Origin of the sequence: Devosia sp. Leaf64, assembly GCF_001421945.1 — a bacterium.
Lineage (GTDB): Bacteria > Pseudomonadota > Alphaproteobacteria > Rhizobiales > Devosiaceae > Devosia.
This window is the reverse complement of record NZ_LMLO01000024.1, coordinates 325,806-351,726: the sequence shown is the minus strand read 5'-3', so window position 1 is coordinate 351,726 and position 25,921 is coordinate 325,806. Positions and strand designations below refer to the sequence as shown.

General features: G+C 60.1%; 24 protein-coding genes. 11 read left to right on the top strand and 13 right to left on the bottom strand.

Features of this window, described 5'->3' with window-relative positions; translation table 11 throughout:
- Positions 1–9: 9 nt before the first annotated feature.
- The 3 genes from ASE94_RS19375 to dnaG all read right to left on the bottom strand — a co-directional run bounded on the left by ASE94_RS19375 (position 10) and on the right by dnaG (position 4,488).
- Positions 10–297, bottom strand: a complete 288-nt coding sequence (locus ASE94_RS19375; protein ID WP_062631690.1) for a DUF2442 domain-containing protein — start codon at positions 295–297, stop codon at positions 10–12.
- Between the two features lie 9 nt (positions 298–306).
- The gene (gene rpoD, locus ASE94_RS19370; RefSeq protein ID WP_061910713.1) at positions 307–2,364 is read right to left on the bottom strand and encodes an RNA polymerase sigma factor RpoD; all 2,058 of its coding nucleotides are present in this window, start codon (positions 2,362–2,364) and stop codon (positions 307–309) included.
- Between the two features lie 189 nt (positions 2,365–2,553).
- Entirely contained in the window at positions 2,554–4,488 is a 1,935-nt protein-coding gene (gene dnaG / locus ASE94_RS19365; RefSeq protein ID WP_062631689.1) for a DNA primase, read from the bottom strand.
- Positions 4,489–4,551: 63 nt separating this feature from the next.
- Here dnaG and ASE94_RS19360 point away from each other — a divergent pair, with 63 nt between their 5' ends.
- A complete protein-coding gene (locus ASE94_RS19360; protein ID WP_062631688.1) occupies positions 4,552–4,953 on the top strand; it encodes a hypothetical protein in 402 nt (133 codons plus the stop codon).
- On the opposite strand, the gene ASE94_RS19355 is transcribed toward ASE94_RS19360, so the two are convergent.
- A complete protein-coding gene (locus tag ASE94_RS19355; RefSeq protein WP_062631687.1) occupies positions 4,950–5,510 on the bottom strand; it encodes a DUF308 domain-containing protein in 561 nt (186 codons plus the stop codon). The genes ASE94_RS19360 and ASE94_RS19355 overlap by 4 nt on opposite strands.
- Before the next feature lie 182 nt (positions 5,511–5,692).
- Between ASE94_RS19355 and ASE94_RS19350 the strand changes: the two genes are divergently transcribed.
- From ASE94_RS19350 to ASE94_RS19340, 3 genes are all read left to right on the top strand, one after another.
- Positions 5,693–6,877: an MFS transporter gene (locus ASE94_RS19350; protein ID WP_062631686.1), complete on the top strand. Its 1,185-nt coding sequence runs from the start codon at positions 5,693–5,695 to the stop codon at positions 6,875–6,877.
- Between the two features lie 98 nt (positions 6,878–6,975).
- Positions 6,976–8,124, top strand: a complete 1,149-nt coding sequence (locus ASE94_RS19345) for a GGDEF domain-containing protein (RefSeq protein ID WP_062631685.1) — start codon at positions 6,976–6,978, stop codon at positions 8,122–8,124.
- 118 nt (positions 8,125–8,242) lie between these two features.
- On the top strand, positions 8,243–8,854 hold the full coding sequence (locus ASE94_RS19340) for a glutathione S-transferase family protein (protein WP_062631684.1): 612 nt from the start codon (positions 8,243–8,245) through the stop codon (positions 8,852–8,854).
- Between the two features lie 36 nt (positions 8,855–8,890).
- Here ASE94_RS19340 and ASE94_RS19335 read toward each other — a convergent pair whose 3' ends face one another.
- Positions 8,891–9,349 carry a GatB/YqeY domain-containing protein gene (locus ASE94_RS19335; RefSeq protein WP_061910693.1) on the bottom strand — a complete coding sequence of 153 codons (459 nt, stop codon included), beginning with the start codon at positions 9,347–9,349 and terminating at the stop codon, positions 8,891–8,893.
- A 186-nt stretch (positions 9,350–9,535) separates the two neighbouring features.
- Between ASE94_RS19335 and carA the strand changes: the two genes are divergently transcribed.
- Positions 9,536–10,747 (top strand): glutamine-hydrolyzing carbamoyl-phosphate synthase small subunit, encoded by a 1,212-nt coding sequence (gene carA / locus ASE94_RS19330; protein ID WP_062631683.1) that lies wholly within the window; start codon positions 9,536–9,538, stop codon positions 10,745–10,747.
- A gap of 37 nt (positions 10,748–10,784) precedes the next feature.
- Here carA and ASE94_RS19325 read toward each other — a convergent pair whose 3' ends face one another.
- The 4 genes from ASE94_RS19325 to ASE94_RS19315 all read right to left on the bottom strand — a co-directional run bounded on the left by ASE94_RS19325 (position 10,785) and on the right by ASE94_RS19315 (position 14,164).
- Positions 10,785–12,323, bottom strand: coding sequence for a glycosyltransferase (locus ASE94_RS19325; protein WP_062631682.1), 1,539 nt, complete (start codon positions 12,321–12,323; stop codon positions 10,785–10,787).
- 112 nt (positions 12,324–12,435) lie between these two features.
- Positions 12,436–12,612, bottom strand: a complete 177-nt coding sequence (locus ASE94_RS21075) for a hypothetical protein (RefSeq protein ID WP_156352230.1) — start codon at positions 12,610–12,612, stop codon at positions 12,436–12,438.
- Positions 12,613–12,683: 71 nt separating this feature from the next.
- Positions 12,684–13,190, bottom strand: coding sequence for a cupin domain-containing protein (locus ASE94_RS19320; RefSeq protein ID WP_062631681.1), 507 nt, complete (start codon positions 13,188–13,190; stop codon positions 12,684–12,686).
- A 50-nt stretch (positions 13,191–13,240) separates the two neighbouring features.
- On the bottom strand, positions 13,241–14,164 hold the full coding sequence (locus tag ASE94_RS19315; RefSeq protein WP_061910685.1) for a neutral zinc metallopeptidase: 924 nt from the start codon (positions 14,162–14,164) through the stop codon (positions 13,241–13,243).
- Positions 14,165–14,428: 264 nt separating this feature from the next.
- Between ASE94_RS19315 and ASE94_RS19310 the strand changes: the two genes are divergently transcribed.
- Complete coding sequence (locus ASE94_RS19310; RefSeq protein ID WP_062631680.1) at positions 14,429–16,405, top strand: bifunctional 2',3'-cyclic-nucleotide 2'-phosphodiesterase/3'-nucleotidase; 1,977 nt, start codon at positions 14,429–14,431, stop codon at positions 16,403–16,405.
- Between the two features lie 36 nt (positions 16,406–16,441).
- Here ASE94_RS19310 and ASE94_RS19305 read toward each other — a convergent pair whose 3' ends face one another.
- Entirely contained in the window at positions 16,442–16,885 is a 444-nt protein-coding gene (locus ASE94_RS19305) for a MarR family transcriptional regulator (protein WP_062631679.1), read from the bottom strand.
- 114 nt (positions 16,886–16,999) lie between these two features.
- On the opposite strand from ASE94_RS19305, the gene ASE94_RS19300 reads away from it, so the two are divergent.
- The gene (locus tag ASE94_RS19300) at positions 17,000–17,437 is read left to right on the top strand and encodes an organic hydroperoxide resistance protein (RefSeq protein WP_061910679.1); all 438 of its coding nucleotides are present in this window, start codon (positions 17,000–17,002) and stop codon (positions 17,435–17,437) included.
- Between the two features lie 57 nt (positions 17,438–17,494).
- On the opposite strand, the gene ASE94_RS20765 is transcribed toward ASE94_RS19300, so the two are convergent.
- The 3 genes from ASE94_RS20765 to motA all read right to left on the bottom strand — a co-directional run bounded on the left by ASE94_RS20765 (position 17,495) and on the right by motA (position 19,631).
- Complete coding sequence (locus ASE94_RS20765; RefSeq protein WP_082461327.1) at positions 17,495–17,668, bottom strand: DUF1328 family protein; 174 nt, start codon at positions 17,666–17,668, stop codon at positions 17,495–17,497.
- A 115-nt stretch (positions 17,669–17,783) separates the two neighbouring features.
- Positions 17,784–18,704: a flagellar motor protein MotB gene (locus tag ASE94_RS19295; RefSeq protein WP_061910677.1), complete on the bottom strand. Its 921-nt coding sequence runs from the start codon at positions 18,702–18,704 to the stop codon at positions 17,784–17,786.
- 63 nt (positions 18,705–18,767) lie between these two features.
- A complete protein-coding gene (motA, locus tag ASE94_RS19290) occupies positions 18,768–19,631 on the bottom strand; it encodes a flagellar motor stator protein MotA (RefSeq protein ID WP_061910835.1) in 864 nt (287 codons plus the stop codon).
- 182 nt (positions 19,632–19,813) lie between these two features.
- On the opposite strand from motA, the gene ASE94_RS19285 reads away from it, so the two are divergent.
- The 4 genes from ASE94_RS19285 to carB all read left to right on the top strand — a co-directional run bounded on the left by ASE94_RS19285 (position 19,814) and on the right by carB (position 25,864).
- Positions 19,814–20,239, top strand: coding sequence for a hypothetical protein (locus ASE94_RS19285; RefSeq protein ID WP_062631678.1), 426 nt, complete (start codon positions 19,814–19,816; stop codon positions 20,237–20,239).
- Between the two features lie 40 nt (positions 20,240–20,279).
- Positions 20,280–21,383, top strand: a complete 1,104-nt coding sequence (locus tag ASE94_RS19280) for an RNA methyltransferase (protein WP_062631677.1) — start codon at positions 20,280–20,282, stop codon at positions 21,381–21,383.
- A gap of 129 nt (positions 21,384–21,512) precedes the next feature.
- Entirely contained in the window at positions 21,513–21,881 is a 369-nt protein-coding gene (locus ASE94_RS19275) for a response regulator (RefSeq protein WP_062631676.1), read from the top strand.
- Between the two features lie 671 nt (positions 21,882–22,552).
- Positions 22,553–25,864, top strand: a complete 3,312-nt coding sequence (gene carB, locus ASE94_RS19270) for a carbamoyl-phosphate synthase large subunit (RefSeq protein WP_061910668.1) — start codon at positions 22,553–22,555, stop codon at positions 25,862–25,864.
- Positions 25,865–25,921: the final 57 nt, after the last annotated feature.

The window sequence follows — 25,921 nt, the reverse complement described above, 5'->3', positions numbered from 1 at the left end:
AAAACTCCCTTAACTTCGTCTCGGCGGCCGGGGCCGTACCAACTCGCCGCGCTTGTCCATCTCCTCCTGCAGCCATTGCGGTGAGATGTCAAAATAGTTTGGCCAGATGGGCGTGCCATTGGCGAGCTCCACCTTGGCAAAATAGGCCCGATCCCGCAGCGGCTCCGTCCCCTCTCCGCGCTCAGCCAGCATGGGCGCGGCGTTGAACACGCCATGCGTCCCATCGGAAAAAGTCACCGCCAGCTTGAACGGAACAGACGCGCGAATAGCCGTTATCTTGAGGCGAGGAGCAGCCATGAGCTGCTCCTAGTTGTCGAGGAAGCTCCGCAGCTTGCGGCTCCGGCTCGGGTGCTTGAGCTTGCGCAGGGCCTTCGCTTCGATCTGACGGATACGTTCGCGGGTCACCGAGAACTGCTGTCCGACTTCTTCGAGCGTGTGGTCGGTGTTCATGCCGATACCAAAACGCATACGAAGCACGCGCTCTTCACGCGGCGTCAGCGAAGCGAGAACGCGCGTCGTCGTTTCACGCAGGTTCGACTGGATCGCCGCATCGATCGGCTGGATCGCATTCACGTCCTGAATGAAATCGCCGAGGTTGGAATCTTCCTCGTCGCCGATCGGGGTTTCGAGCGAGATCGGTTCCTTGGCGATCTTGAGCACCTTGCGGACCTTGTCCAAGGGCATCTGCAGCTTTTCGCTGAGTTCCTCTGGCGTCGGTTCGCGGCCGATCTCGTGCAGCATCTGGCGCGAGGTCCGGACGATCTTGTTGATCGTCTCGATCATATGCACCGGGATACGGATGGTGCGCGCCTGATCGGCGATCGAGCGGGTGATCGCCTGACGGATCCACCAAGTCGCATAGGTCGAGAACTTGTAACCGCGACGATACTCGAATTTATCGACGGCCTTCATCAGGCCGATATTGCCTTCCTGAATAAGATCAAGGAATTGCAGGCCACGGTTCGTGTACTTCTTAGCGATCGAGATCACGAGGCGAAGGTTCGCTTCAACCATTTCCTTCTTGGCGATAGCAGCTTCGCGCTCGCCCTTTTGCACCTTATGCACGATGCGGCGATATTCAGCGATATCGAGACCGGTCTCGGTCGCAAGCGTCGCGATCTCGTAACGGATGTCACGAACGGTATCGACTTCGCGACGTGCGAATTCAGCCCAGCCCTTGCCATCGAAACCATCGAACGTCGTTTCCCAGGTCGGGTCCAGTTCGCGGCCATAATAGTTCTTGAGGAACACTTCGCGCTTGACGCCATAGCTCTCAGCCAGGCGCAGCAGACGACCTTCAAGACGCACGAGGCGCTTGTTGATGTCGTAAAGCTGTTCGACGAGGCTTTCGATACGGCTATTGTTGAGCGAAAGCGACTTCACGTCGGCAATCACTTCACCGCGCAGCACTTCAAGCTTCTTGCTTTCCGCGTCGGAAACCGTGGCGGTGCGATCTTCGGCATGCCGATCCTGCATGACGCGCATCTGGCCATAGGCCTCGGCGATACGATCGAACGTCTCGACGACCTGCGGCTTCAGTTCGGCTTCCATGGCCGACAGCGACAGCGCGTTGTCGAATTCGTCATCGTCGTCTTCTACCGGATCCTGCGGCGCCTGCGGCTCCTCAGGCACGTAGTCGTCGTCGCTATCCGAAGACGCAGCGCGGCGCGGCGCTGGCTTTGCAGCAGCCTTTACCGGCTCCTGCTCCACTCTCGGCGCCGGCACGGGGATTTCAGGCGCCGCTTGCTTGGCGTCGGGGCCAGCATAGGTCGCTTCGAGATCGATAATGTCGCGGAGCAGAATCTCGCCCTCGGCGAGCTGATCGCGCCAAATGATGATGGCCTGGAAGGTCAGCGGCGATTCGCAGAGGCCTTCGATCATGGTCTCCCGACCGGCCTCGATGCGCTTGGCGATGGCGATTTCGCCCTCGCGGCTCAGCAGCTCGACCGAACCCATTTCGCGCAAGTACATGCGTACCGGGTCGTCGGTACGATCCGAGCCAGATTTGGTGTTGGACGTATTGGCCAGAGCGGTGCCGCCGGAAGGCGCAACTTCGCTGCCGGTTTCTTCCTCGTCCTTCTCGACTTCGGTCTCTTCGACCTCGTCTTCGTCGACGACGTTGATGCCCATTTCCGAGAACATGGACATGAAGTCCTCGATCTGCTCGGAGCTGGTTTCGTCAGCCGGCAGAACGGCATTCAGTTCTTCATAGGTCACATAGCCGCGCTTCTTGGCGACCTTGATCAGCTTCTTGACCGCAGCATCGTTCTGGTCGATCAGAGGACTGTCATTGGAGGCCTCCGGAGCCCCGGATTCGGGCTTCTCGGTTTCCTTGCTGGCTTTGTTCGCTGCCTTGGTGGCCATATGCTACTCCTCGGGACCCGCGGGCATCTCGGGCGCCGGACTTGTCATAGGTGGTGACAGCTCAAGACAAGGTAAAGGTTTGGTCACCAAGGCGTTAACACCTCAGCATCATGATGGTTCGCTTCGGGACGACATGACGTAACCGCCATATGCGAAATCGCGCGTCTTCGCCGGTCTTTAGAGTTTTCTCTAAAAACTGCGAGTCGCGCGTCCAGATAGCGAACCAAATCCTTCGATCAATGCCTCTGTGCCATCGACAGTGGTAATCTGGTTCTTGATGTCTCGCAGCCTTTCAAAGGTTTCATCGCTCGGGTCTTCGCCCAGCGCCGCTTCGGCTGCGTTGAGTTCCCTATTTAGCTGAACTTTCTTGTTATGCAAGGCCAGCGCATGACTTAATCCTGTTTCTGCGTCAGTGAGCGCCGTATCCGACCCCACCTGCCAGACCCCCTGCCGCACCAGTGTCTCGGCCATTCTCGCCAGCGTCGGTCCATGCCCGCGCACGCCAAGCGCGTCCTGCAAATCAGGCGCCGAAATATCGTGATGCCGCACGACAAGGGCCAGTATGTCACTCAAAACCTTCTGGGCAGTCTGCGTTTCACAGTCGAGCGCAGCAAGGATTTCGAACTTGTCTTCGACGAGAGCCGGATGGTTGACCAGGGTCTGGATGATTGTCGCCTCGCGCGGCGTTGCTTCCATCCCGGTTGAACCGCGCATCAACCGCGAGTTCCTCAGCGTATCCGACACGACAAGACGCGGCGTCCCACGCGCGGGAAATCCGTAAGCGCCGCTCTGACCATAGTTCGGCCGCCCGGCGCGCTGCCCGTCCCAAGGCTTCCGGATCGGCGCAAAGAATGCTTTCAGCTTTTCATCAAACGCCTGCTGATAGTGAAAGCGGACAGTCTGGTCCTGGATCGAATTGGCCCGCTCCCGCAGCCGCGCTTGCAAAGCGGCGCGCTCTTCCGGCGCATCGGGCACCAATCCGCCGGTCTCGAGGCTCCAGAGCATATCGGAAAGGCTGCGCGCCTTCTCGATCACGTCGGCAAACGCCTGCCGGCCCTGCGCCTTGATCAGATCGTCGGGGTCCTGCCCCTCAGGCAGTGTCGCGATCTTCACCGTCTGCCCCGGTTTGAGATGCGGCATGACCAGATCCATGGCCCGCTCGGCAGCCTTCAAACCCGCCTTGTCGCCGTCAAAGCAGAGAACTGGCACCTCCGCCATCCGCCAGAGCAACTGCAGATGCTCCTCGGTCAGCGCGGTGCCAAGTGGCGCCACTGTCCCTTCGAAACCCGCAGAAACAGCGGCAATAACATCGAGATAGCCTTCCACCACGATAACCGTGGCTCCGTCCCGCGCCGCCGCCCGCGCCGATTGCCCATTGTAAAGCGTCTGCCGCTTGGAAAAGAGGCTCGTCTCCGGCGAGTTGAGATATTTTGCCGGCACATCGGCGCTCAGCGCCCGGCCACCAAAGGCGATGATCCGGCCTCGAAAATCCATGATCGGAAACATCACGCGGTTGCGGAACCGGTCATAGGTCAGCGGATCGTCGTCACGACTGGTAACTAGCCCCGCATCGAGCATCGCCTGCGCCGAGACACCATTCGCGGCGAGATGCTCCTTGAGTCCATTGCGGCTATCGGGCGCAAAGCCGATGCGAAAGCGCGTCTGGCTCGTCGGCGACACGCCGCGGTCAAAGAGATAGCCGCGAGCCCGCGCGCCGATATTATGCGCCAGCGCCGCCTCGAAATATTTGGTCGCGAGTTCCATGACCTCGACGAGGCCCTTTTGCGCGGCCTCGCGTTTTTCGCTGCGCTCATCGCGCGCCGGCATCGGCACACCGGCCATGCCGGCAAGCTTTTCGACCGCCTCGGGAAAGCTCATCCCGGCTTTTTCGGTCAGAAACCGGAAATGATCGCCCGTCGCGCCGCAGCCAAAGCAGTGATAGATGCCGCGCCGGTCATCGGCATGAAAGCTCGGGCTTTTCTCGGCGTGGAAGGGGCAACAGGCCCACATGTCGCCCTTGCCCGGCTGCGATTTGCGCTTGTCCCAAAGCACGTGTTCGCCCACAACCTGCGTAATCGGCAGGCGCTGGCGGATTTCATCCAGGAACGTATCGGTAAAGCGCATGGGTGTTACCTAAGCACTCCCAGGGCCGAAGTCACCTCACGACCTAGGAGCTTATCCACAGCCATGCCCAAGACGACGAAAATGCCGATGGCCGTATTGCTGGCGCTGACCCTTGGGCCGGCTATCGCCATCGGCGCGACGCTTTGGTTCGTGGCAGCAGCCATTCCAGAGTGCTCGGTCAACGAAACCGAGCGCCTGCCCTCGCCCGATGGTCAATTTGACCTCGTCATTTTCTCCAGGGACTGCGGCGACACCGACCAAAATACCCAGGCAGCGCTGGTGCCACCGGGCGAAGACGTGCCATTCGACGCCGCAAGCTTCTATTCCGTCGGCGCAGGCGCTGATCCTGATCCCCGCTGGCTCTCGGCCACCGCAATCGAGATCACTGTGCCGCCCAAGGCAACGATCTATCGGAATGACGCGACCGTGGCCGGCGTCTCGGTGACCTACAAGCCCGCAACCTAAACCTTGCTCGACTGATAAAGCCGCCAAGCCCAACCAAAGAGGCCAATGGCAAAAAAGATCAGCAGGATGCCGCCAAGCATCACGCCCACCGCTGCGGTCAAAACCGGAAACAGCAGGAAGACCAGCCCGAGCAGCACATAGGACGCCCCGGACAGCACCACCGGCCAGATCCGCGCATAGCTCTCACGCTCGCGGACCACGACGAATATCTGCATGGCGCCTACGAAAAGTGCGGCGAGCCCAACGATCGTGCCGAGGAAAGTTGCCGTAAAGATCGTCGCGATAAACGGCTGGATAAAGAACAACACACCGAGGATCAGTGACGCCGCATTGGCGATGATATCGAACCAATAATTGCCGCTCTTGCCACCACCAAACGTCAGGCTCCAGAGCCCCAAGGCGCCATCGACGATCAGCAAAACGCCGCCGAACAGCACCAGAACCGTGAGCGCATCGCCCGGGAAGATCAGAGCATAGAGCCCCGCAACCAGCATCAGCACGCCGCGCAATGCTGTCGCCGCAGCAAAACGCCTTTTGGTACCCGAAGAAACCGCCATTTCACTTGCCCTCCATGGGACTCAACAGCCCGCCAAAGAGAACGTTAGCGCCAGCTCTGCGGTCACGCCAGCACCATGGGTTGAGCTTTTCTGAAATGGCCCGCGCAAAATATAGATTGTGCCACTTTCGGGCCTATGGAAAGACACGCCCTCCACCGAGGCCGCCTCCCGGCGAATACTGCATGTCCCTGCCCCTTATCGCGCTTTTCCTCGCAGCCTTTGCTTTTGGCACTGCTGAGTTCGTCATCGCCGGCATTCTTCCCGAAGTCGCCACCGGTCTAGGCGTAACCGTGCCAGTGGCTGGTTATCTCATCTCCGGCTATGCGATCGGCATCGCCGTTGGCGGCCCACTTCTCGCCGTTGCCACCAAGAAGATGACGCGAAAGTCGCTGATCCTGCTGCTGGGCGGCATTTTTACCCTGGGCCAAGTGCTCTGTGCCATTGCTCCGAGTTTTGAACTGCTGATGGCCGCCCGTGTCATCGTCGCCGTGGTCCACGGCACGTATTTCGGCATCGCAGCGATCGTGGCGGTCAGCCTCGTGCCGCCGGAAAAACGCGGCTTCGCGGTCGCACTGATCCTCTCGGGCCTCACCGTTTCTAATATCCTCGGCGTACCCGGCGGCACGGCCATCGGCAATGTTCTGGGTTGGCGCGCCACGTTCTGGACGGTCGGAATTATCGGACTGCTGGCGACGTTGACCGTGGCCTTTTTCCTGCCGCGCGGTGCCGCCTCCGCCACCACCGCTGGGGACTTCGCGCGTGAATTCAAAGTGTTGGGCCGGCAGCAGATCGTCGCCTCACTGCTCATAGTTATCCTGGTGATGATCGGCCAATATAGCCTCTTCACCTACATCACCCCGCTCCTGACCAATATTACCGGTCTGCCCACGGCGACCGTCCCATGGCTCTTGCTGCTCTATGGTGTCGGCTCGACCATCGGCGTCTTTGTCGGTGGCAGATTGGCCGATTGGAAGCTCATGCCCTCGCTGATCGCCATCCTCACGCTACAGGCCGTAATGTTTGCGACGATCTTCTTCGTGAGCCCCTACGCCATCGTCATGGCCATCGCCACGATCCTGTGGGGCGGCGTCAACTTTGCCTTCGGTTCACCGGTGCAGTCGCGCGTGCTCGCCTGGGCTGCCGATGCACCGAACCTCGCTTCGGCCCTCATTCCCACCGGCTTCAACATCGGTATAGCCATTGGCGCCATTCTCGGCGCCAACGTGATCGCATCCGGCCCCGGCTACGCCTACCTGCCGCTCATTGGCGCCATCAGCTCGGCGCTCGCCGCTTTTGTCGCGATCGTCTCCAACATGCTCGATAAACGCCAGGGTCTTTTGCCGCCCGTCGCTATCGCCGCGGAATAGAGCTTGGGGAAAAATACAGTCGATAGAATTCAAACGGAAATGTAAGGGAGCGTTGTCAAATTTGACTTTATGACTGCCCGACCGTCGTGGGGTGCACCATGATCATCGACAATGCAACTCTACTGATCGGCATCGGCTTTTCGAGCGCCTCATTGCTGCTCGCGCTTTTGATCGGCTGGTTCAACTCTCGCAGCGAGACCTATCTCGTTCTTGGCGCCACCGGCATGGCGCTCATCGTCGTCGCCCTTATGCTTATGGGCCTGCGCAACGGCGCCTACACGCTCTTCTTCCAGCTTGTGCCCTTCGCGCTGATCCTGATCGGTTTCAGTTGCGTCTACGCGGGCGCCCGTCGCTTCAGAAACAGCAAGGCGTCCCTTTGGCCCGCCGCTGTGGTAGGCGCTCTTTCGGCCATTGCGACCGCGGTACCCCTTCTTCTTGGACTATCGGGCCTGGGCACACTGATGCTTAATGCCACGGCCGCCGTTCTTATGCTCCTATGTGCCTATGAGCATATCCGCAGCGACGACCAGCTTCGCTTTGCGCTTGCCGCAATCGGCACACTTTACGTCGTCACCGCCATCTCATTCGCCTGTTGCGCCCTCATGCTGGCCCTTGACGGCAATTGGGTACTCTCCGCGCCGCCAAAGAACTGGGCTGAAGACTTCAATTCCATCATGTCGCTGGTGGGACTGACGGGCATCGGTGCCATCACCCTGACCCTTCACCACGCGCGCGCCGCCCACCACCATCACCAGGCAGCAAACACCGATTCCCTGACCGGCGTGCTCAATCGCCGGGCGCTTTTCGATCGCTTCAGCAACGCGCCGCCCGGCCGCAACAGCGCCGTGTTGATGTTCGATCTCGATCATTTCAAGCAGATCAACGACCGGCTTGGCCACGCCGAAGGTGATCGCGTCCTAAAACTCTTTTCCGATGTATTGCAGCGCGAGCTCGGACCTCTCGATGTCATTTCCAGGATCGGCGGCGAAGAATTCTGCGCTGTTCTGATCGACGTCGATCAGGAAAAGGCCAAGGCAGTTGCCGAACGCGTGCGCAGTGTCTTTGCCGATTTGACGCTCGTCATCGAGCAAGGCCAGCTGCACGCCACCGTCAGCGTGGGCCTTGCCATGTTCGAGGGCGATGAAGACTTCCCCGCCCTCCTCAACCGCGCCGACGCGGCGCTTTACCAAGCCAAGCACAATGGGCGAAACCAAGTAAAACTCGCCGCGCTTCGGCTTGTCGCGTAACGCCAAAAAAATCTCAGAAAAATAGTCGATCGCCTGTCGGCAGAGGCGTCGTCCTCACATCCGCATGGAGTAAGCTTGTGCAAAGCGAGCTCTGAAGAGGCGGCACTAGGAGGATTTTATGACTGAAAGAACGCTCTACTATACGCACAACATCAACCCGCGCGTCGCGGTCGCCGTCGCGCGCCATCTCAAGTCACCAGTCGACTACATCCGCTACGAGCCGATGGGCGCCGACCGCGAGAAATTCTTGCCGCTCAATCCCAATTCGCTTGCCCCGCTGCTCGTCGAAGATGGCAAGCCGCTGTGGGAAGCCGATGCCATTTCGCTGCGCCTTTCCCGCCTTGCCGGTGGTGCCTTCTGGCCCGATGAATTCGCTGTCGAGATTATGATGTGGGTGAGTTGGAGCGCCCACCATTTCACCAATGCCGGTGCGGCCCTCGTCTGGCACAACCACACCGCAAAGTCGTTCATGGGCGATCCGGATCCGCAGGTCGTTGAAGATACGACGAATGATTTCAAGCGCTCCGCCGCGATCCTCGATTCAACGCTTGCGGACCGCGATTGGCTTGTCGGCGGCAAACTGACCTATGCCGATTTTCGCGTCGCCTCGGCCCTGCCCTATGCCGAGCGCGGCCTGATCCCGCTCGATCTCTTCCCCAACATCCGCGCCTGGCACGATCGCCTCAACGAGATCGAAGCCTGGCGCGAACCATTCGCCGGGCTTTCCTGAAACGAAAAGGGGCGCCTCTCGGCGCCCCACATTCCATCAACCCTGCGCTGCAAGAGCGCTTCGCACCTGCTGGCTCACCTTCCCGAAGTCGATTCGTCCGGGATAGTTCGCCTTGAGCTCGGCAATCACCTTGCCCATGTCCTTGGGACCTTCGGCGCCGCTGGAAGAAATGGCCGCCGTGATGGCCGCAGCGACTTCTTCCTCGGTCAGTGGCTTGGGCAGAAACTCGTTGAGAATATCGATCTCTTCCTTTTCCACCGTCGCGAGATCGGCGCGGCCGGCCTGGGCATAGATGGCAAAGCTCTCTTCGCGCTGCTTCACCATCTTCTGAATCATCGCGAGGACTTCGTCGTTGGTCGCCGGCCCCTTGCCATCGCCGCGATTGGCAATATCGCGGTCCTTGATGGCCGCATTGATGGCGCGCAGCGTCGCCGTACGCCGCTGATCCCGGGCTTTTAGTGCGGTTTTGAGGCCTTCGCTGATCGTTTCGCGCATCTTGGTGTGCTCCTTGCCATGCAGATTCTTGCCCCCATATAGGCATGAAACGCGGACTGCGCCACTTGCGCTCTCCGGCTTGGCCTTCTAAGAGGAGGCCTCAACCGACATCCCTCGCACCCACTGTAGCGGCTCACCCCGTTTGCCTGTGCGCGCGAACCGACGAACCAAGCATGGAGACCGACCGTGACCGGCTGGCAGCAATCCCCCGCGACCGCAGTTCTTATTCTGGCTGACGGCACGCGCCTTGAGGGCCATGGCATTGGTGCAGTTGGCCATGCCGCAGGCGAAGTGTGCTTCAATACGGCGATGACCGGCTACCAGGAAGTCCTCACCGACCCCTCCTATGCCGGCCAGATCATCACCTTCACCTTCCCCCATATCGGCAATGTCGGCACCAACGATGAAGACATCGAAACGGTGAACATGGCGGCGCTTTCGGGCGTCCGTGGCGTTGTCCTCAAGGCCGACATCACCAACCCATCGAACTACCGCGCTGCCGAAAAGCTCGACGCCTGGCTCAAGAAGCGCAACATTATCGGCATTGCCGGTGTCGACACCCGCGCCCTGACGGCTCGTATCCGTGAAAACGGCATGCCAAACGGCGTCATCGCCCATGAGCCGACCGGACAGTTCGACGAAGGCTCCATCAAGGCCGAACTCAACGCGTTTCCAGGCCTTGAAGGCCTCGACCTCGCCAAGGAAGTCACCACGGCCCAGACCTACCATTGGGACCAGACGAGCTGGCAATGGAACAAGGGCTACGGCACAGTCGAGAAGCCAGATTTCCACGTCGTCGCCATCGACTACGGTGCAAAGCGCAACATCCTGCGCTGCCTCGCCGACCAGGGCGCCAAAGTCACGGTCGTTCCCGCCACGGCGACAGCGGCCGACGTGCTCGCGCACAACCCCGACGCCATTTTCCTCTCTAACGGCCCCGGCGATCCGGCCGCCACCGGCAAATATGCCGTCCCGACCATTCAAAAGCTAATGGAAACGGGCAAGCCCATGTTCGGCATCTGCCTTGGCCACCAGCTCCTCGGCCTTGCCCTCGGCGGCACGACCAGCAAGATGCACCAGGGCCACCATGGCGCCAATCACCCGGTCAAGGATCTGACGACGGGCAAGGTGGAAATCACCTCGATGAACCATGGCTTTGCCGTGGACACCGAAAGCCTGCCGGCTGGCGTCACCCAGACTCACATTTCGCTGTTCGACAATTCCAATGCCGGCCTCGCCGTCGATGGCAAGCCAATCTTCTCGGTGCAGTACCACCCTGAAGCCAGCCCAGGACCACAGGACAGCCACTACCTCTTCACGCGCTTCCTCAATCTGGTGCGCAAGGAAAAGGGCTTGGCAGAGCTGCCCGAGCACAAGGCACCCGGCGAAGCCGCCTAAAGCATTGAAAAGGGCAGCGCCAAAAGCGCTGCCCATTTTAATTCTGGTTGCTGCGTACGACTTCGAGCTCGGTCAGCCCGCACACTTCAAAGCCCCGATCCCGCGCCATGATGCCAAACGCCTCGGCGCCAAGGTGCAGCTTGTACGGCGTCTCCGCGAAGCGCACGCCCGCCTCGATTACCCTCCGCTCGATCAGGACAAAGCTCTCCCCAACTCCATCCAACGGCAAGACCGCAAACGCCTTCTGATGCCCAAGATAAGTCCGGAAAGCCAGGTCCCGGCGCACCGCGCCATCTCTGCCGCCATCTTTATACAGCACCTTAAAGGGCGCCGCTTTTTCATAGCGGAACAACTGGTCATCGCCCGGCGCCCCGGTCTCGTCGACGACATTGGCTGAGACCACCGGCCGCTCTGCGCCCAGCATTCTCTGGATCGCATCAGGCGGAAAGTCCTGAATAGATCCATCGATCAGCAGCACCCAATCGGCCCCTGGCCCATGGCTGTCCAAAATGTCATTGTCCCGCGCCACGACGCTTGCATAATCTCCCGCGACGATCACCGCATTCAGCCCCTTCTTGGCCACCAGCGCGTCCAGACCTTGCACATCGGCACGATCCGGAACATGCAGGGTGATGGTCAAGCGATCGCGCGGATAGTCGAGGCGCATCAAGGCGTTCGCCAATCCCTCCGACAGGACACCATCTTCGAGCCGAACAGCCACGTGAACACTCGGCCGATCCGCCGAGGGACCGATATTCTGGTCGATATAGAGCTGCAGCGGATCGGGAATGACCACCTTGGCCAACGACGGATTGGCCAACTGCCGAAACTGCCATTTGGCCCGCGTCGGCGCCTGAAACAATGCATTGAACCGCTTGCTCCGCTTGTGCCAAGCCACCCAAGTCGTCATCCAGACATGCGACACCATTGGCTCCGCCCTCGAAACCACTGGAGCGACCGGCTCGAGCAAGGCGACGGCTTCGGCATCCGTCTTTGTCTTCCGCCCATCAACGAGCAATGGCGACCAAACCCTTGGCGACAGCAATGTTGGCCGCTCGTCACGCGGCAGTCGCAAAACCGCTGCCGTCACCATCGACGGACCCGTGGAATAAAACGTCTCCTGATCCACCAGCGACGGCATTCTCTCGATCATATCCAGCCAAAGCCGATGCTCCGGGACCGAGCCCATAAAGGCATTGGTGATCAGGAACGGCACGCCCTGATGATGGCGATCGGGAAAGATGTGTTCGAGCGGTTCAATCCCAAGGAAACACTCATGCTGCAGCAGTTCATCGATGGGCCGGAATGGCTCGACATCGAGATCAGCATAAACGCCACCCAGCGCTCCAAGCACGAGATAGCGAAACGCGTCCGCCCGCTGGATCATCTTGGGATAGGCATAATAAGTAGCGAGAAAATCCGGATATGTTTCTTCAACGAAACCCCGCATGGTCTCGTCGGTCCAAAGCCGAATGTCCCAATCCGGATGCAGGCTGCGCCACGCATCGTAATAGGTCTGCATCTGCCGTGGCAGTTCAGTGGATTTCCAGGTGAAGTGCAGAATTTTGGGGATCATGACGGCCCATGCGTAAAACTAGGCAGGGTTTACCCAACCCTGCCCTACGCGGCCACCACTATCTCACGCCTTGACGGTCAACCGGCTAAAGCCAATCCTCTCAGCCATCAGGCTAGTCATACGTATCTTCATTCGCGCCAGCGGACAGCGGCCCCTCGGCGCCCGGTAAATCCTCGTCGCGCGATCCCGTCGCAGCCTTCTTGTCCTTGTCAGGCAATGGTCGGCGGTCAGCCTCGGCGCGATTGGTGGCATCGGCTTGAGCGGTATTCGTTTCTTTAGGTTTGCTCATTTGCAATCTCCTTCAGTCTGAAGGAAATGCTTGAGCCACCCAAAGCGGTCCATCACGAATGCGCTCCTAGTTCATCCCCATTTGCTCAGCAGCGGACCGGCCTGACCGCCTACCGGATCGGTTTTCGGCAAGGCCGCCTGGGCGATCCGTTCATCCGCCCCCGGCCGCTCGCCAGGCTCGCCCTTCAATAAATCGGCACTCATCCCCGGCGGGTAAGCACCCACCACCAGAAAGTCTGCGCTCGATCCGAGATTTTTGTGCCCGACGCCCGCTGGAAGAACGATGACATCGCCAGCCACCACCTCGAACACCCGCCCCTCCGGCCCGCCAAATTGCAGCCGCGCCGAACCGCGTGCCACGCCAAGACACTCATGCGCCGTCGAATGGAAATGGTGAAAATCATAAACGCCATAGCGCCAGGCGATCGGCCAGCCATTCTGATCGAAGAGCGCCTCCATCGCCTCCGGCGACGGCTCGGCGACCGCCCGCCGATAGATGATCACCGGCAGGCTGTTGTTGGGAAATGTCCCATCATCGGCAAAATGCTCGATGGCGATGTCAGCAAGATTGCCCTGCATTCAAAACTCCTTGGCCGAGGACGCAACGCGTCTCCCGGCCAAGGGTTCGCTTAGATATTGCCCGAGAACGTATCGCACTGGTTCGGCTCGCCCGACCGATAGCCACGCTCGAACCAGGTGCGGCGCTGCGCTGACGTGCCGTGCGTAAACGTCTTGGGCACGGCATAGCCCTGCATCCGCTCCTGCAGCTTGTCGTCGCCGATCTGCTCGGCAGCGTTCAGCGCTTCGTCAATATCGCCAGATTCCAGGAGGTTCTGCTCGCCGGCAAAGTTCGCCCAAACGCCAGCGTAGCAGTCGGCCTGCAGTTCCACGCGCACCGAATAGGCATTGGCTTCTTCTTCGCTCATGCTCTGCCGACGCTCGTTGAAGTCAGGCAGCACGCCGGTCAGGTTCTGCACGTGATGCCCGATTTCATGGGCAAGCACATAGGCCTGCGCAAAATCGCCGGGCGCGCCAAACTGCTGGCGCAGCTCATCGTAGAAACTGAGATCGATATAGACCTTGGAATCGACCGGGCAGTAGAACGGACCCATCCGCGAATCCGCAGTGCCGCAACCGGAATCCGTCTGGTTGGTGTAAAGCACCACCTGCGGCTCGGTGTATGTCTCGCCCGCAGCGGCAAACACCTGGTTCCAGAGATCTTCGTTCTCCTTGACGACGACGCCGACGAAATCGGCCATCTCGTCCTGACCTTCGGCCGGCAATTGGCGTGATGTCGTGCTCGATGGCGCGGCGCCCGAACTGCCGCCCAGCATGTCCATCGGGTTCTGTCCCGTGACCAGCCAGACGATGCCGAGCAACACAACGATCCCAATGATGCCACCGATGCCGCCGCGCGAGCCACCGCCGCCACCCGTCGGCAGTCGGATGCCACCACCACGGCCGAATGGCGAGCTGCCAAAGCCGCCGGAACTACCCGCCTGCCCGCGTCTGTCTTCGATATTGCTGCTGCGCTCGCGCCCACGCCATTTCATGGAGATTGCCCCTTCACAACGCTGTTATTGCTACCAACAAGAGACAAGGGTGGGAACAGGTTGCATCCTGTCGTTCGCTGTCATCGCAATGTCATAAATTGACCGCCTGGTAAAACAATCCTAGCCTCCCTCCGCCGCCGTCACGGCACCGTCACCGAACGGAGGCAAGAGCAGGTCTCGCCCTTTTTTGGGAGCGGCCATAGCCGGTTAACCGGCAACCGGAGGTGCACTTCCGGAAACAATGGCAAATACTTGGAGAAGTCGATGAATTTTCACCCGAGGATATCCCGCCGTACCTTTCTCGCCGGTTCCGCCAGTCTAGGAGCCATCGCGGCGATGCACCCCTTTGCCGTCCATGCGCAAGCCAATCAGGCCCATCTGCGCATCATCGAGACCACCGATCTACACGTCGCGGCACTTGCTTATGACTACTATGCCGACGCGCCCAATGACACGATGGGCCTCGCACGCACCGCCAGCCTGATCGAAGCCATCCGCGCCGAAGCCGGCAATTCCATGCTGCTCGACAATGGCGACATCATCCAGGGCAATCCGATGGGCGACTACATCGCCTATGAAAAAGGCCTCGATGGCAACGTCCACCCGATTATCGCTGCAATGAACACGCTGGGCTATGAAGCCGCGACCCTTGGCAATCACGAATTCAACTACGGCCTCGAATTCCTCGACAAGGCTCTCGAAGGCGCCGAATTCCCCTTCGTCTCCGCCAACCTTGTCCGTGGCGATCTCGCTGCCGATCCGCTCAGCGACGACACGTACATCACGCCCTATCGCATCGTCGAAAAGGAACTGACTGACGGTTCCGGCGCTACCAAGACCATCAAGGTCGGCCTCATCGGCTTCCTCCCGCCCCAGATCATGACCTGGGACGCGACGCACCTTGAGGGCAAGGTCAACACGCGCGACATCGTCGAAACCGCCAAGGCCTACGTGCCGCGCATGAAGGAAGAAGGCGCCGACATCATCGTCGCCCTCTCCCATTCCGGCATCGCCGCCGACCAGACCACTGGCGCCGAAAACGCCTCGCTGCAGCTTGCTGGCGTCGAAGGCATCGACGTGGTCCTGACCGGCCACCAGCACCTCGTCTTCCCCGGCCCCGATTATGAAGGCATCGAAGGCGTCGACATCGAAGCCGGCACGCTCGCCGGCAAGCCGGCCGTCATGCCCGGCTTCTGGGGCAGCCACATGGGCCTCATCGACCTGCTGCTAGAGCAGGATGCCGATGGCAAATGGACCATCGCTTCGCACACCTCCGAGGCCCGCCCGATCTCCGAGCGCGTCGATGGCAAGGTGCAGCCGCTCGTCGAAGACGAAGCCGAAATCGTCAGCGCGGTTGGCGATGAACATCAGGAAACGCTCGACTACATCCGCCGCCCGGTCGGCGAAACCGCCGCCCCGCTCTATTCCTATTTCGCCCTCGTTGCCGATGATCCGTCCGTCCAGATCGTGAGCCAGGCCCAGACTTGGTATATCGAGCAGATGATGAAGGGCACAGAATGGGAAAGCCTGCCGATCCTCTCGGCGGCGGCTCCCTTCAAGTCGGGCGGCCGTGGCGGTCCCGACTATTACACCGACGTCCCTGTGGGCCCGGTCGCCATCAAGAACGTCGCCGATCTCTATCTCTATCCCAATACGATCCAGGCCGTCGTCATCACTGGCGCCGACGTCAAGAACTGGCTCGAACGCTCGGCAGGCATCTTCAACCAGATCGAAGCCGGCGCCAAAGATGCCGAACTGATCAATCTCGACTTCCCGTCCTACAATTTCGACGTCATCGACGGCGTCACCTACAAGATCGACCTCACCCAGCCCTCGAAATACTCTTCCGATGGCAAGGAAGAACCGAACCCCGATGCCAACCGCATCGTCGATCTGATGTATGACGGCAAGCCGGTCGATCCAGCTCAGAAGTTTGTCGTTGCGACCAACAACTATCGCGCTGGCGGCGGCGGCACCTTCCCGAACATCAATTCGGACGTGATCGTCTTCAAGGGCCCCGATACCAACCGCGACATCATCGTGCGCTACATCATCGAAAACGGCACGATCGATCCCAAGGCAGACAGCAACTGGTCCCTGGCGCCCATCGCTGACACCACCGTCCTCTTCGCCACCGGCCCCAAGGCCGCCGAACACGTCGATGATGTCACCGCGATCAAGATCGAAGCGACAGGCGAAACCAACGAAGACGGTTTCGGCATTTATCGCATCACGCTCTAAGCCAACAAAAAAGGGGAGCCGCTGGCTCCCCTTTCGCTATCGCACAGCGGCGTCGAGCCGCTCACGCAGCGCATCCAGCTCTTGCCGGAGCGCGTCGATGCTTTCGAGCGATCCACCGGTCCCTTCGACGACCGCCAGCGGGATGGCCAATGCCTTGGCCTCCATTCCGCGCCCCTCGTCCGTCAGCTTGATCCGGACTTGGCGCTCATCGACCTTATCGCGCTCGCGGCTCACCAGCCCCCGCGCCTCAAGCCGCTTCACCAAAGGGGTGATCGTGCCCGAATCGAGGAACAATCGCTCGCCCATGGTCTTTACCGTGATGTCGTCCTTCTCCCAGAGCACAAGGAAGACGAGATATTGCGGATAGGTGAGATCGAGCGCGTCGAGCCGCGGTTTATAGAACCGCGTGAAGGCGTGCCCGGCCGAATAAATGGCAAAGCACAGCATCTGGTCGATCGTCGGCATCTTTTTAATAACCATGCGCCCTCTCCAACTTCGATCCAACCTATCCCACAAATTTCTATTGCGCGCAATTTAATTGTGCTCTATTGAATTCAGTGTCACGAGATTTCAGCCCTCTCACAGGAGCAAAACATGTCGATCAAGTCTGCAGTCTATACCGCCCACGCCCACACCACCGGCGGCCGCACCGGCACCAGCAAGACCGATGACGGTCGTCTCGCCGTAACGCTCGACACCCCCAAGGCCATGGGCGGCAATGATGGCCCGGGCACCAATCCTGAGCAGCTCTTTGCAGCCGGCTATTCCGCCTGCTTCCTCGGCGCGCTGAAGGCCGTCGCCCGCGGCGAAAAAATCAAGGTTCCCGACGAAACCACGATCGACGCTTCCGTTTCGTTCGGCGAAAACGCCAATGAAGGCGCCAAGGGCTTCAACATTGCGGTCGAGCTCAAGGTCAACCTCCCCGGCTTTTCCAAGGAAGACGCAGAATCCTTGGTCCACAAGGCCCACGAAGTCTGCCCCTATTCCAACGCCACCCGCGGCAATGTCGACGTCACGCTGACTGTTGCCTAAAATACGAAGGGCGCCGCAAGGCGCCCTTTCTTTCTTCTTTCCGGCTGCAGCTAATTTTCAGAACAAAATGGCCAGCCCCATCATCGCCAGAATGACGATGAGACCGATGCCGAGCAGCATCAAAACGAAGATGATCTTGGCAAGGCCTGCCGCGCCAGCTGCGACGCCGGTAAAGCCCATGGCGCCCGATACGACGGCGACAACGATCAGAATAAGCAACAACTGCAACATGACGCTTCTCGCAGAATAGAACTCTGCAAAGAAGAACGCCGCGCACTGCGCGGCGTTCCAGCATGTTATCGTTCCTGAGCCGCAAAAGGCTCAGGAAAATAGAGACGCCACAGTCCTATGGCTTGAGGCTCATCGGTACTGGCGGCGCTGTCTTGATCACAGTGATCTTCACGCGCTCATTGGCCGCCATATAGGGATCGTTCGGGAAGAAGGGTTCATCCGTCGCCCGGCCGGACACCGACTTGATGCGATCATCGCTCAGCCCAAATTCACCCAACGTCGACCGCACGACATTGGCGCGATCGGCCGAAAGCTCCCAGGCGCCATAACGCGGATTTTCATAACGACCGCCAGCGGCCGTATATCCCGATATCGACATCTGCGCATTGAGCTGCTGCAGATAGGGCGCCATTGCAGCGATCGCTGCGCGCGTCGTTTCCAGCGGATATTTCGAACCCTCGGGGAACATGCGACGGCCCTGCTGGTCGACGATCTGGATATCGAGACCGTCTTCGGTCTCTTCGATCATCAGATTGTCCATGAACGGGGTCAGCTCAGGCATGGACTGCCAGGCCTGGCGAATGCTCGCTGCAGCCGAGTGGAATTCCTGCGAATCCACCGACTTGAGATTGAATTCGGAATCGCTCGTCGCCTGCAATTCGCTACCATTCTCTTTGGCCTGCCCGCCCACAGCCTTCTCGGCTTCACCCGTGGTGGCGTCAGACGGCGATGCCGGCTCCTTGGCCGTGATGTCGGAAGCCGAGCCGGACATGCTCGCGCCTTCATTGTCCATGGCCTGCCCGCCCATGACCCCGCCTGCCCCGCTCGAGGAAAGGCTGATCGATGGTGGCGAGAAGTAGTCGGCGAGACCCTGCTTTTGCTCCGCCGTCGTCATGTTGATGAGCCACATGAGGAGGAAGAAGGCCATCATGGCCGTCACGAAGTCGGCATAGGCGATTTTCCAAGCCCCGCCATGGTGGCCGTGACCACCCTTCTTGACCTTCTTGATGATGATTGGCTGTTCGAAATTGGCCATGGCCGCCCCGCAGAAAACTACTGCGCCGCCCCTCGGGGCGGCGCGTTACTCGAAAAAATCAGATCAGGTCGCAGCCGGGAGGGCCGCAGTAGCCTCTTCGACCTCGTTGAAGGTCGGACGCACATCGCTCATCAGAGCCTTGCGGGCAAATTCGACAGCCATCACCGGCGGCTGGCCGCTGATATGGGCCAGAAGGCCAACCTTCATGGAAAGGAAATACTTCGATTCAGCTTCAAAGATGCCGCGCAGCGACTGCGCCATCGGGCCAAAGAAACCGTAGGCGACGAACACGCCAAAGAAAGTACCGACGAGAGCGCCGCCGATGAGGTGGCCGAGAACTTCCGGCGGCTCGGTGATGGCGCCCATGGTCTTGATAACGCCGAGCACGGCGGCCACGATGCCGAGAGCCGGCGTACCGTCCGCCAGCGCCTGCATGGCGCCGACGAGCTGTTCCTGCTCCTGGTGATGGGTTTCGAGTTCCTCGTCCATCAGCGCTTCCATCTCATGAGCATTGTTCGTGCCCATGGTCACCATGCGCAGATAGTCGCACATGAATTCCACTGCGTGGTGGTTCTTGGCAAAGGTTGGGAAGCGATTGAACAGCTCGGAATCGTGCGGGTTTTCGATATGCGGCTCGATCGCCAGCACACCCTTGGCCTGGATCAGCTTGTAAAGGCTGAACTGCAGGCCAAGCAATTCTACGTAGGCCGCCTTGTTGTAGCGCGGTCCTTTGAACAGCGTACCGAAAATGCCGATGGTCGACTTCAACACCCGGCCACTATTGCCGATGATGTAGGCGCCGATCGCGGCACCCAGAATGATGACGAATTCGAAGGGCTGCCAGAGAACTTCGACGTGCCCGCCCATTGCGGCATAGCCGCCGAGAACGCAGGCAAAGACAAAGATAACACCGATAATGAGACGCATCGAACCCGACCTGACGCAATACTGAAACTCGCGGGGGGAGCAGACCAGGCCTGCCATCTCCGACAGGGCCATAATGGCGGTCTACGCTTAACGGGCGGTATATTTTGCCGCCCGTCTTGTAGTCGCCGCGATTTGAAGCAAATCTGCCGCACCCAGCCGATATAGGTCCCGGAGAACAGTTTATGCGCCTTGCCATCGCGGCTCTAGCCCTGCTTATTGCCAGCCCAGCCTTTGCCAGCGAAGAGCAGGTTTATGCCGACATCGAGAATATTCACGGCAATGCCGACGGATTTTTCGAGCTTTTCTCGGACGTTCAGCAGGCATCTACCTATAATCCGGTCGATTTTGCCGCCTTCGCCATCTATCCGCTGACCATCAATGCCAATGGCGAAACTTACGACATCCTCAGCCAGCAGGATTTCGAGGACAACTTTGACACCCTCGTCACCCAGGAAACGATCGACGGCGTCGCGTCTCAGGATGTCGATGATCTGATCGTCACCAGCGAAGGCGTCGGTCTCGCCAACGGCGCCATGTGGATCACCAATGTCTGCCTCGATGATTCCTGCGCGGATACGCAGTGGGGCATTTTCTCGATCAACAACTGAGCCCATTGCGGCCAAGGGATGGGCAAGCTAGGTCAGACGGATGACCGCCAGCTTCCCCATCTATCTCGTTTCGACTCCCGGCCTTGAAACGCCTCTTTGCGAAGAGGCGCTCGAAAATGGCTTCGACTCGGCGCGCGTCACCGATGGCGGCGTCACCTTCGAGGGCACCTGGGCTGATGTCTGGCGCGCCAATCTCGTCCTCCGCGGCCCCACCCGCATCCTTGCGCGCTTCGCTGAATTCCGCGCCATGCACTTGGCTCAACTCGACAAACGCTCGCGAAAAATCCCCTGGGGTGATTTCCTCAGCCGCGACGTTCCCCTCCGTGTTGAAGCCAGCTGCAAGCGCTCGCGCATCTATCATGCCGGCGCCGCTGCCCAACGTGTCGCCACCGCCATTACCGAAGAGTTCGGCGCGCCGATCAACGAAGACGCCGCCCTCCGCGTCATGGTCCGCATCGAAGACGACCTCGTCACCCTCAGCATCGACACCACCGGCGAGTCGCTCCACAAGCGCGGTTTCAAGGAAGCGGTCAACAAGGCGCCCATGCGCGAAACCATGGCGGCCATGTTCCTCCGCCAATGCGGCTTTGAGGGCGCCGAGCCTGTTCTCGATCCGATGTGCGGCTCCGGCACCTTCGTCATCGAAGCCGCCGAAATCGCCTCGGGCCTCATCCCCGGTCGCCAACGCAACTTCGCCTTCGAAAGTCTCCCCTCCTTCGACGCCAAGGCCTTCGCCGCACTGCGCACCGATAGCCCTGCCATCACGCCGACCGTTCTCTTCCATGGCTCGGACCGCGACGCCGGCGCCGTTCGCATGGCGACCGAAAACGCCACGCGCTCCGGCGTCGACGCCATCACCCGCTTCGAGCAAAAATCCATCGAAGAACTTGAGCCACCGCCCGGTCCACCGGGCTTTGTGATCCTCAATCCGCCCTATGGCACGCGCATTGGCGACAAAGCCCCGCTCGTCAGCCTTCACCGCACCCTTGGCAAAGTGCTCAAAACACGCTTTGCTGGCTGGCGCGTCGGCATCATCACCGCCGACAAGTCCCTCGCCCAGGCGACGGGCCTAAAATTCGAGCCGGCCTTGCCCCCGGTGCTCCATGGCGGCATTCGCGTAGCACTCTATCGATCGCAGCTCTAAGTAGAGCGTCAAGTTCAATTCGATACGGTTTTAGTAAAATCCTAACCATACTGACAGCCATGCTATCACCGCATGCAACGTTCAGCTTTCCACGGGCTTCCCTTTATGTCTGTGCGAGAGGGGAAGCCGATGTCGAATCTTTCCAAGATCCTGGTAGTCGAAGACAGTCCACTGCTTCTGCTTGATCTGTGCGATCAGCTTGAGGAGATGGGTTACACCCCGGTATCGGCGACGACCGCTGCAACTGCTGCGCGTCTGGTCGATGATACGATCACCGCAATGATCACCGATATCGAACTCGGGCTTGGCCCGGATGGTCTGGCTCTCGCCCGGCTCGCCGCGCAGGCGCGACCTGGCCTGCCGATCGTGGTCGTCTCAGGCGGCGTTATCCCGACAGCGGCCGATCTGCCTTCGGGCGCTATTTTCGTGCCCAAGCCCTATAGCCTCGATGCCGTTCTTGCCGCCTTACACAGCCAGAAAATGGCGACAGCAGCCTAAATAAGCAAAAGCCCCGGCCGAAGCCGGGGCAAATGGGAAGCCGCTTACTGGGAAGCTGGCGGTGTCGCCGGCGTCGTTGCCGGAGGCGTTGCTGGCGTAGTCGCCGGTGCTGGAGTGGTCGTGGTGTTCGACGGTGCATCTGCAGGCGGCGGAGCATCCCCACCACAAGCCGCAAGAGCCATAGCCGTGACAACAGCCAGAGCAGCAAATCGCAAGTTCTTCATATATACCTCATACAATGAATGATCGACTTTTGATCACGCCCATGTGAGGCGCCTAACAAGGCAGGTATTGGACCACTCTTGGGTCATTCTTGGGCAAAGATTAGGCAGGGATGACAGAAGCTAATCTCGCTGGTCGTGCAAATCCTGCACATAGAATTCTCGATTTGCCGCTAAGGTGGACCGCAACACGCAGTTTGATTGCGCTCCCCAATCGCCCCGCAGTTTACATTCTCCACGCCACACGTGGTGAGCAATGGACAAACGCACCGCAAAGCACTCCGCCCCTTCCCTTCCCGCGACTCTTCGGTTAGACAGCCCACCTAACCACCATGTTCGGTCTTCTTCCCCGCGTTGCAGCGCTCAGTTGCCGTGCGGGTTTCGCGCGGACAGGTGTGTCCGGGCGATTCCTCCCCTCGCCCGCTTCCAAATTGTTAGAGAGCGAGCGCCATGCCAAAACGTACCGACATCAAATCGATCCTGATCATCGGCGCGGGCCCCATCATCATCGGGCAGGCATGCGAGTTCGACTATTCCGGCACCCAGGCCTGCAAGGCGCTGAAGGAAGAGGGCTACCGGATCATTCTGGTGAACTCCAATCCAGCGACGATCATGACCGATCCGGATCTGGCGCACGCGACCTATATGGAGCCGATCACCCCCGAAGTGGTCGCCAAGATCATTGAGAAGGAACGTCCTGACGCGCTCCTCCCTACCATGGGCGGCCAGACGGCGCTGAATTGCGCCCTATCGCTGCGCAAGATGGGTGTCCTCGAAAAGTTCGGCGTTGAAATGATCGGCGCGACCGCCGAAGCCATCGACAAGGCCGAAGACCGCGAACTCTTCCGCGATGCCATGAAGAAGATCGGGCTCGAAACCCCGCGCTCCATGCTCGCCCACAACACCATTGAAGCCCTGCAGGCGCTTGAGGTCATTGGCCTCCCCTGCATCATCCGCCCGAGCTTCACCCTCGGCGGTACGGGCGGCGGCATTGCCTACAATCGCGAAGAATACCTCGCCATCGTCGAAAGCGGTGTCGATGCATCCCCCACCAACGAAGTCCTCGTCGAAGAATCCGTCCTCGGCTGGAAGGAATACGAGATGGAGGTTGTCCGCGATAAAAAGGACAACTGCATCATCATCTGCTCGATCGAGAACATCGATCCCATGGGCGTCCACACCGGCGACTCTATCACTGTCGCCCCGGCCCTGACCCTCACCGACAAAGAATACCAGATCATGCGCGACGCCTCACTGGCGGTCCTGCGCGAGATCGGCGTTGAAACCGGCGGCTCCAACGTCCAGTTCGGCATCAACCCTGCCGATGGCCGCATGGTCGTCATCGAAATGAACCCGCGCGTCTCGCGCTCCTCGGCTCTGGCCTCGAAAGCCACCGGCTTCCCTATCGCCAAGGTCGCCGCCCGCCTCGCCGTCGGCTACACGCTCGACGAATTGGAAAACGACATCACCGGCGGCGCCACCCCGGCATCTTTCGAGCCGACCATCGACTATGTTGTCACCAAGATCCCGCGTTTCGCGTTCGAGAAATTCCCCGGCGCTGACAACCGCCTGACCACTTCCATGAAGTCGGTCGGCGAAGCCATGGCCATCGGCCGCACCTTCCAGGAATCGCTCCAGAAGGCCCTTCGCTCGCTCGAAACCGGCCTCACCGGCCTTAACGAGATCGGCATTCCCGGCCTCGGTGAAGGCGAAGACAAGAACGCCATCAAGGCCGCCCTCGGCACCCCGACGCCAAACCGCCTCCTCCACGTCGCCGAAGCCATGCGCCTTGGCCTTTCCAACGAAGAAATCTTTGAGGCCTGCAAGATCGACCCGTGGTTCCTCGAACAGATGCGCGGCATCGTCGACATGGAAGCCAAGGTCAAGGAGTTCGGTCTCCCGCAGGACGCCGCTAACCTGCGCCAGCTTAAGTCCATGGGCTTTTCGGACTCCCGTCTCGCCCAGCTCGCTGGCGTTAAGACGTCCGACGTCCGCAAGCTGCGCCACAGCCTCGAAGTGCGCCCGGCCTATAAGCGCATCGACACGTCTGCTGCCGAATTCGCGTCACCAACTGCTTACATGTACTCGACCTACGAAGCCCCCTTCGGCGGCAAGGTCGAAGACGAATCCCGTCCTTCCGACCGCAAGAAGGTTGTCATCCTCGGCGGTGGCCCCAACCGCATCGGACAAGGCATTGAGTTCGATTATTGCTGCTGCCATGCAGCCTTCGCGCTGGCTGATGCCGGCTACGAAACCATCATGGTCAACTGCAATCCGGAAACCGTGTCGACCGACTACGACACGTCCGACCGCCTCTATTTCGAGCCGTTGACCGAGGAAGACGTCATCGAAATCCTGCTGCGCGAAAAGCAGAATGGCACCCTCCACGGCGTCATCGTGCAGTTCGGCGGCCAGACCCCGCTCAACCTTGCCGAGGCTGTGCAGAAGGCCGGCGTGCCGATCCTCGGCACCCAGCCCGACTCCATCGATCTCGCTGAAGACCGCGATCTGTTCATGAAGCTGCTCAACCGCCTCGAGTTGACTCAGCCCAAGAACGGCATCGCCTACAGCCTTGAACAGTCTCGCCTTGTTGCCGAGCGCTTGGGCTATCCGCTGGTCATCCGCCCGTCCTATGTCCTCGGCGGCCGTGCCATGGCGATCGTGCACAGCGCCAACGAGTTCGAGCGTTACATTCAGGATACCCTCACCGGCCTCGTGCCGCCCGATATCCTGCAGCGCTACCCCAATGACCGCACCGGCCAGATCAACTCTGTCCTCTCCGACAATCCGCTGCTGTTCGATGCCTACCTCTCCGGCGCCATCGAAATCGACGTCGACGCCCTCTGCGACGGCAAGGACGTGTTCGTTGCCGGCATCATGGAGCACATCGAGGAAGCCGGCATTCACTCCGGTGACTCCGCTTGCTCCCTGCCCCCGCGCAGCCTGCCGCCGGAAGTCATCGAAGAACTCAAGCGCCAGACCCGCGAACTCGCCTTCGCGCTCAAGGTCGGCGGCCTGATGAACGTCCAGTACGCTTACAAGGACGGCACGATCTACCTGATCGAAGTGAATCCGCGCGCCTCACGCACGGTGCCCTTCGTCGCCAAGGTCATCGGGGAACCCATCGCCAAGATCGCCTCGCGCGTCATGGCTGGCGAAAGCCTTGCAAGCTTCAATCTCACCGAGAAGAAGCTCAAGCACATCGCCGTCAAGGAAGCCGTCTTCCCGTTCAACCGCTTCCCCGGCGTCGATACGGTTCTCGGCCCTGAAATGAAGTCGACCGGCGAAGTCATCGGCCTCGACAACAATTTCGCCATCGCCTTCGCCAAGTCGCAGATGGGCGCCGGCCAGAAGGTGCCAACCTCAGGCAAGGCTTTCATCTCGGTCCGCGACGACGACAAGCAGTACATCGTGGATATGGCCCGCCATCTCGTCGAAGCGGGCTTCGAAATCCTCGCGACCGGCGGCACCCAGCGCTATCTCGTTGACAACAATGTGCCAGCGACCAAGATCAACAAAGTGCTCGAGGGCCGTCCGCATATCGTCGATTCTATGAAGAACGGCGGCGTGCAACTGGTGATCAACACCACCGATGGCCTCAAGTCGATCTCCGACAGCCGCGACATCCGCCGCACCGCGCTCTACGCGAAGATCCCCTACTACACGACCATCGACGGCGCCCTCGCGGCCGTAGAAGGCATCGTCGCCCTCCGCCAAGGCAGCCTCCAGGTCCGCGCACTGCAGGAATATTTCGCAGTTTGATCCAGCCTTGATCGTGCCTCCCCCTACCTGGGGGAGGTAGCGACGCTAGGCCCGAAT

Bases quoted from the DNA above. Each gene is read 5' to 3' on its own strand.
- ASE94_RS19375 (WP_062631690.1), bottom strand. From the start codon at position 297: ATGGCTGCTCCTCGCCTCAAGATAACGGCTATTCGCGCGTCTGTTCCG.
- rpoD (WP_061910713.1), bottom strand. From the start codon at position 2,364: ATGGCCACCAAGGCAGCGAACAAAGCCAGCAAGGAAACCGAGAAGCCC.
- dnaG (WP_062631689.1), bottom strand. From the start codon at position 4,488: ATGCGCTTTACCGATACGTTCCTGGATGAAATCCGCCAGCGCCTGCCG.
- ASE94_RS19360 (WP_062631688.1), top strand. From the start codon at position 4,552: ATGCCCAAGACGACGAAAATGCCGATGGCCGTATTGCTGGCGCTGACC.
- ASE94_RS19355 (WP_062631687.1), bottom strand. From the start codon at position 5,510: ATGGCGGTTTCTTCGGGTACCAAAAGGCGTTTTGCTGCGGCGACAGCA.
- ASE94_RS19350 (WP_062631686.1), top strand. From the start codon at position 5,693: ATGTCCCTGCCCCTTATCGCGCTTTTCCTCGCAGCCTTTGCTTTTGGC.
- ASE94_RS19345 (WP_062631685.1), top strand. From the start codon at position 6,976: ATGATCATCGACAATGCAACTCTACTGATCGGCATCGGCTTTTCGAGC.
- ASE94_RS19340 (WP_062631684.1), top strand. From the start codon at position 8,243: ATGACTGAAAGAACGCTCTACTATACGCACAACATCAACCCGCGCGTC.
- ASE94_RS19335 (WP_061910693.1), bottom strand. From the start codon at position 9,349: ATGCGCGAAACGATCAGCGAAGGCCTCAAAACCGCACTAAAAGCCCGG.
- ASE94_RS19325 (WP_062631682.1), bottom strand. From the start codon at position 12,323: ATGATCCCCAAAATTCTGCACTTCACCTGGAAATCCACTGAACTGCCA.
- ASE94_RS21075 (WP_156352230.1), bottom strand. From the start codon at position 12,612: ATGAGCAAACCTAAAGAAACGAATACCGCTCAAGCCGATGCCACCAAT.
- ASE94_RS19320 (WP_062631681.1), bottom strand. From the start codon at position 13,190: ATGCAGGGCAATCTTGCTGACATCGCCATCGAGCATTTTGCCGATGAT.
- ASE94_RS19315 (WP_061910685.1), bottom strand. From the start codon at position 14,164: ATGAAATGGCGTGGGCGCGAGCGCAGCAGCAATATCGAAGACAGACGC.
- ASE94_RS19310 (WP_062631680.1), top strand. From the start codon at position 14,429: ATGAATTTTCACCCGAGGATATCCCGCCGTACCTTTCTCGCCGGTTCC.
- ASE94_RS19305 (WP_062631679.1), bottom strand. From the start codon at position 16,885: ATGGTTATTAAAAAGATGCCGACGATCGACCAGATGCTGTGCTTTGCC.
- ASE94_RS19300 (WP_061910679.1), top strand. From the start codon at position 17,000: ATGTCGATCAAGTCTGCAGTCTATACCGCCCACGCCCACACCACCGGC.
- ASE94_RS20765 (WP_082461327.1), bottom strand. From the start codon at position 17,668: ATGTTGCAGTTGTTGCTTATTCTGATCGTTGTCGCCGTCGTATCGGGC.
- ASE94_RS19295 (WP_061910677.1), bottom strand. From the start codon at position 18,704: ATGGCCAATTTCGAACAGCCAATCATCATCAAGAAGGTCAAGAAGGGT.
- motA (WP_061910835.1), bottom strand. From the start codon at position 19,631: ATGCGTCTCATTATCGGTGTTATCTTTGTCTTTGCCTGCGTTCTCGGC.
- ASE94_RS19285 (WP_062631678.1), top strand. From the start codon at position 19,814: ATGCGCCTTGCCATCGCGGCTCTAGCCCTGCTTATTGCCAGCCCAGCC.
- ASE94_RS19280 (WP_062631677.1), top strand. From the start codon at position 20,280: ATGACCGCCAGCTTCCCCATCTATCTCGTTTCGACTCCCGGCCTTGAA.
- ASE94_RS19275 (WP_062631676.1), top strand. From the start codon at position 21,513: ATGTCGAATCTTTCCAAGATCCTGGTAGTCGAAGACAGTCCACTGCTT.
- carB (WP_061910668.1), top strand. From the start codon at position 22,553: ATGCCAAAACGTACCGACATCAAATCGATCCTGATCATCGGCGCGGGC.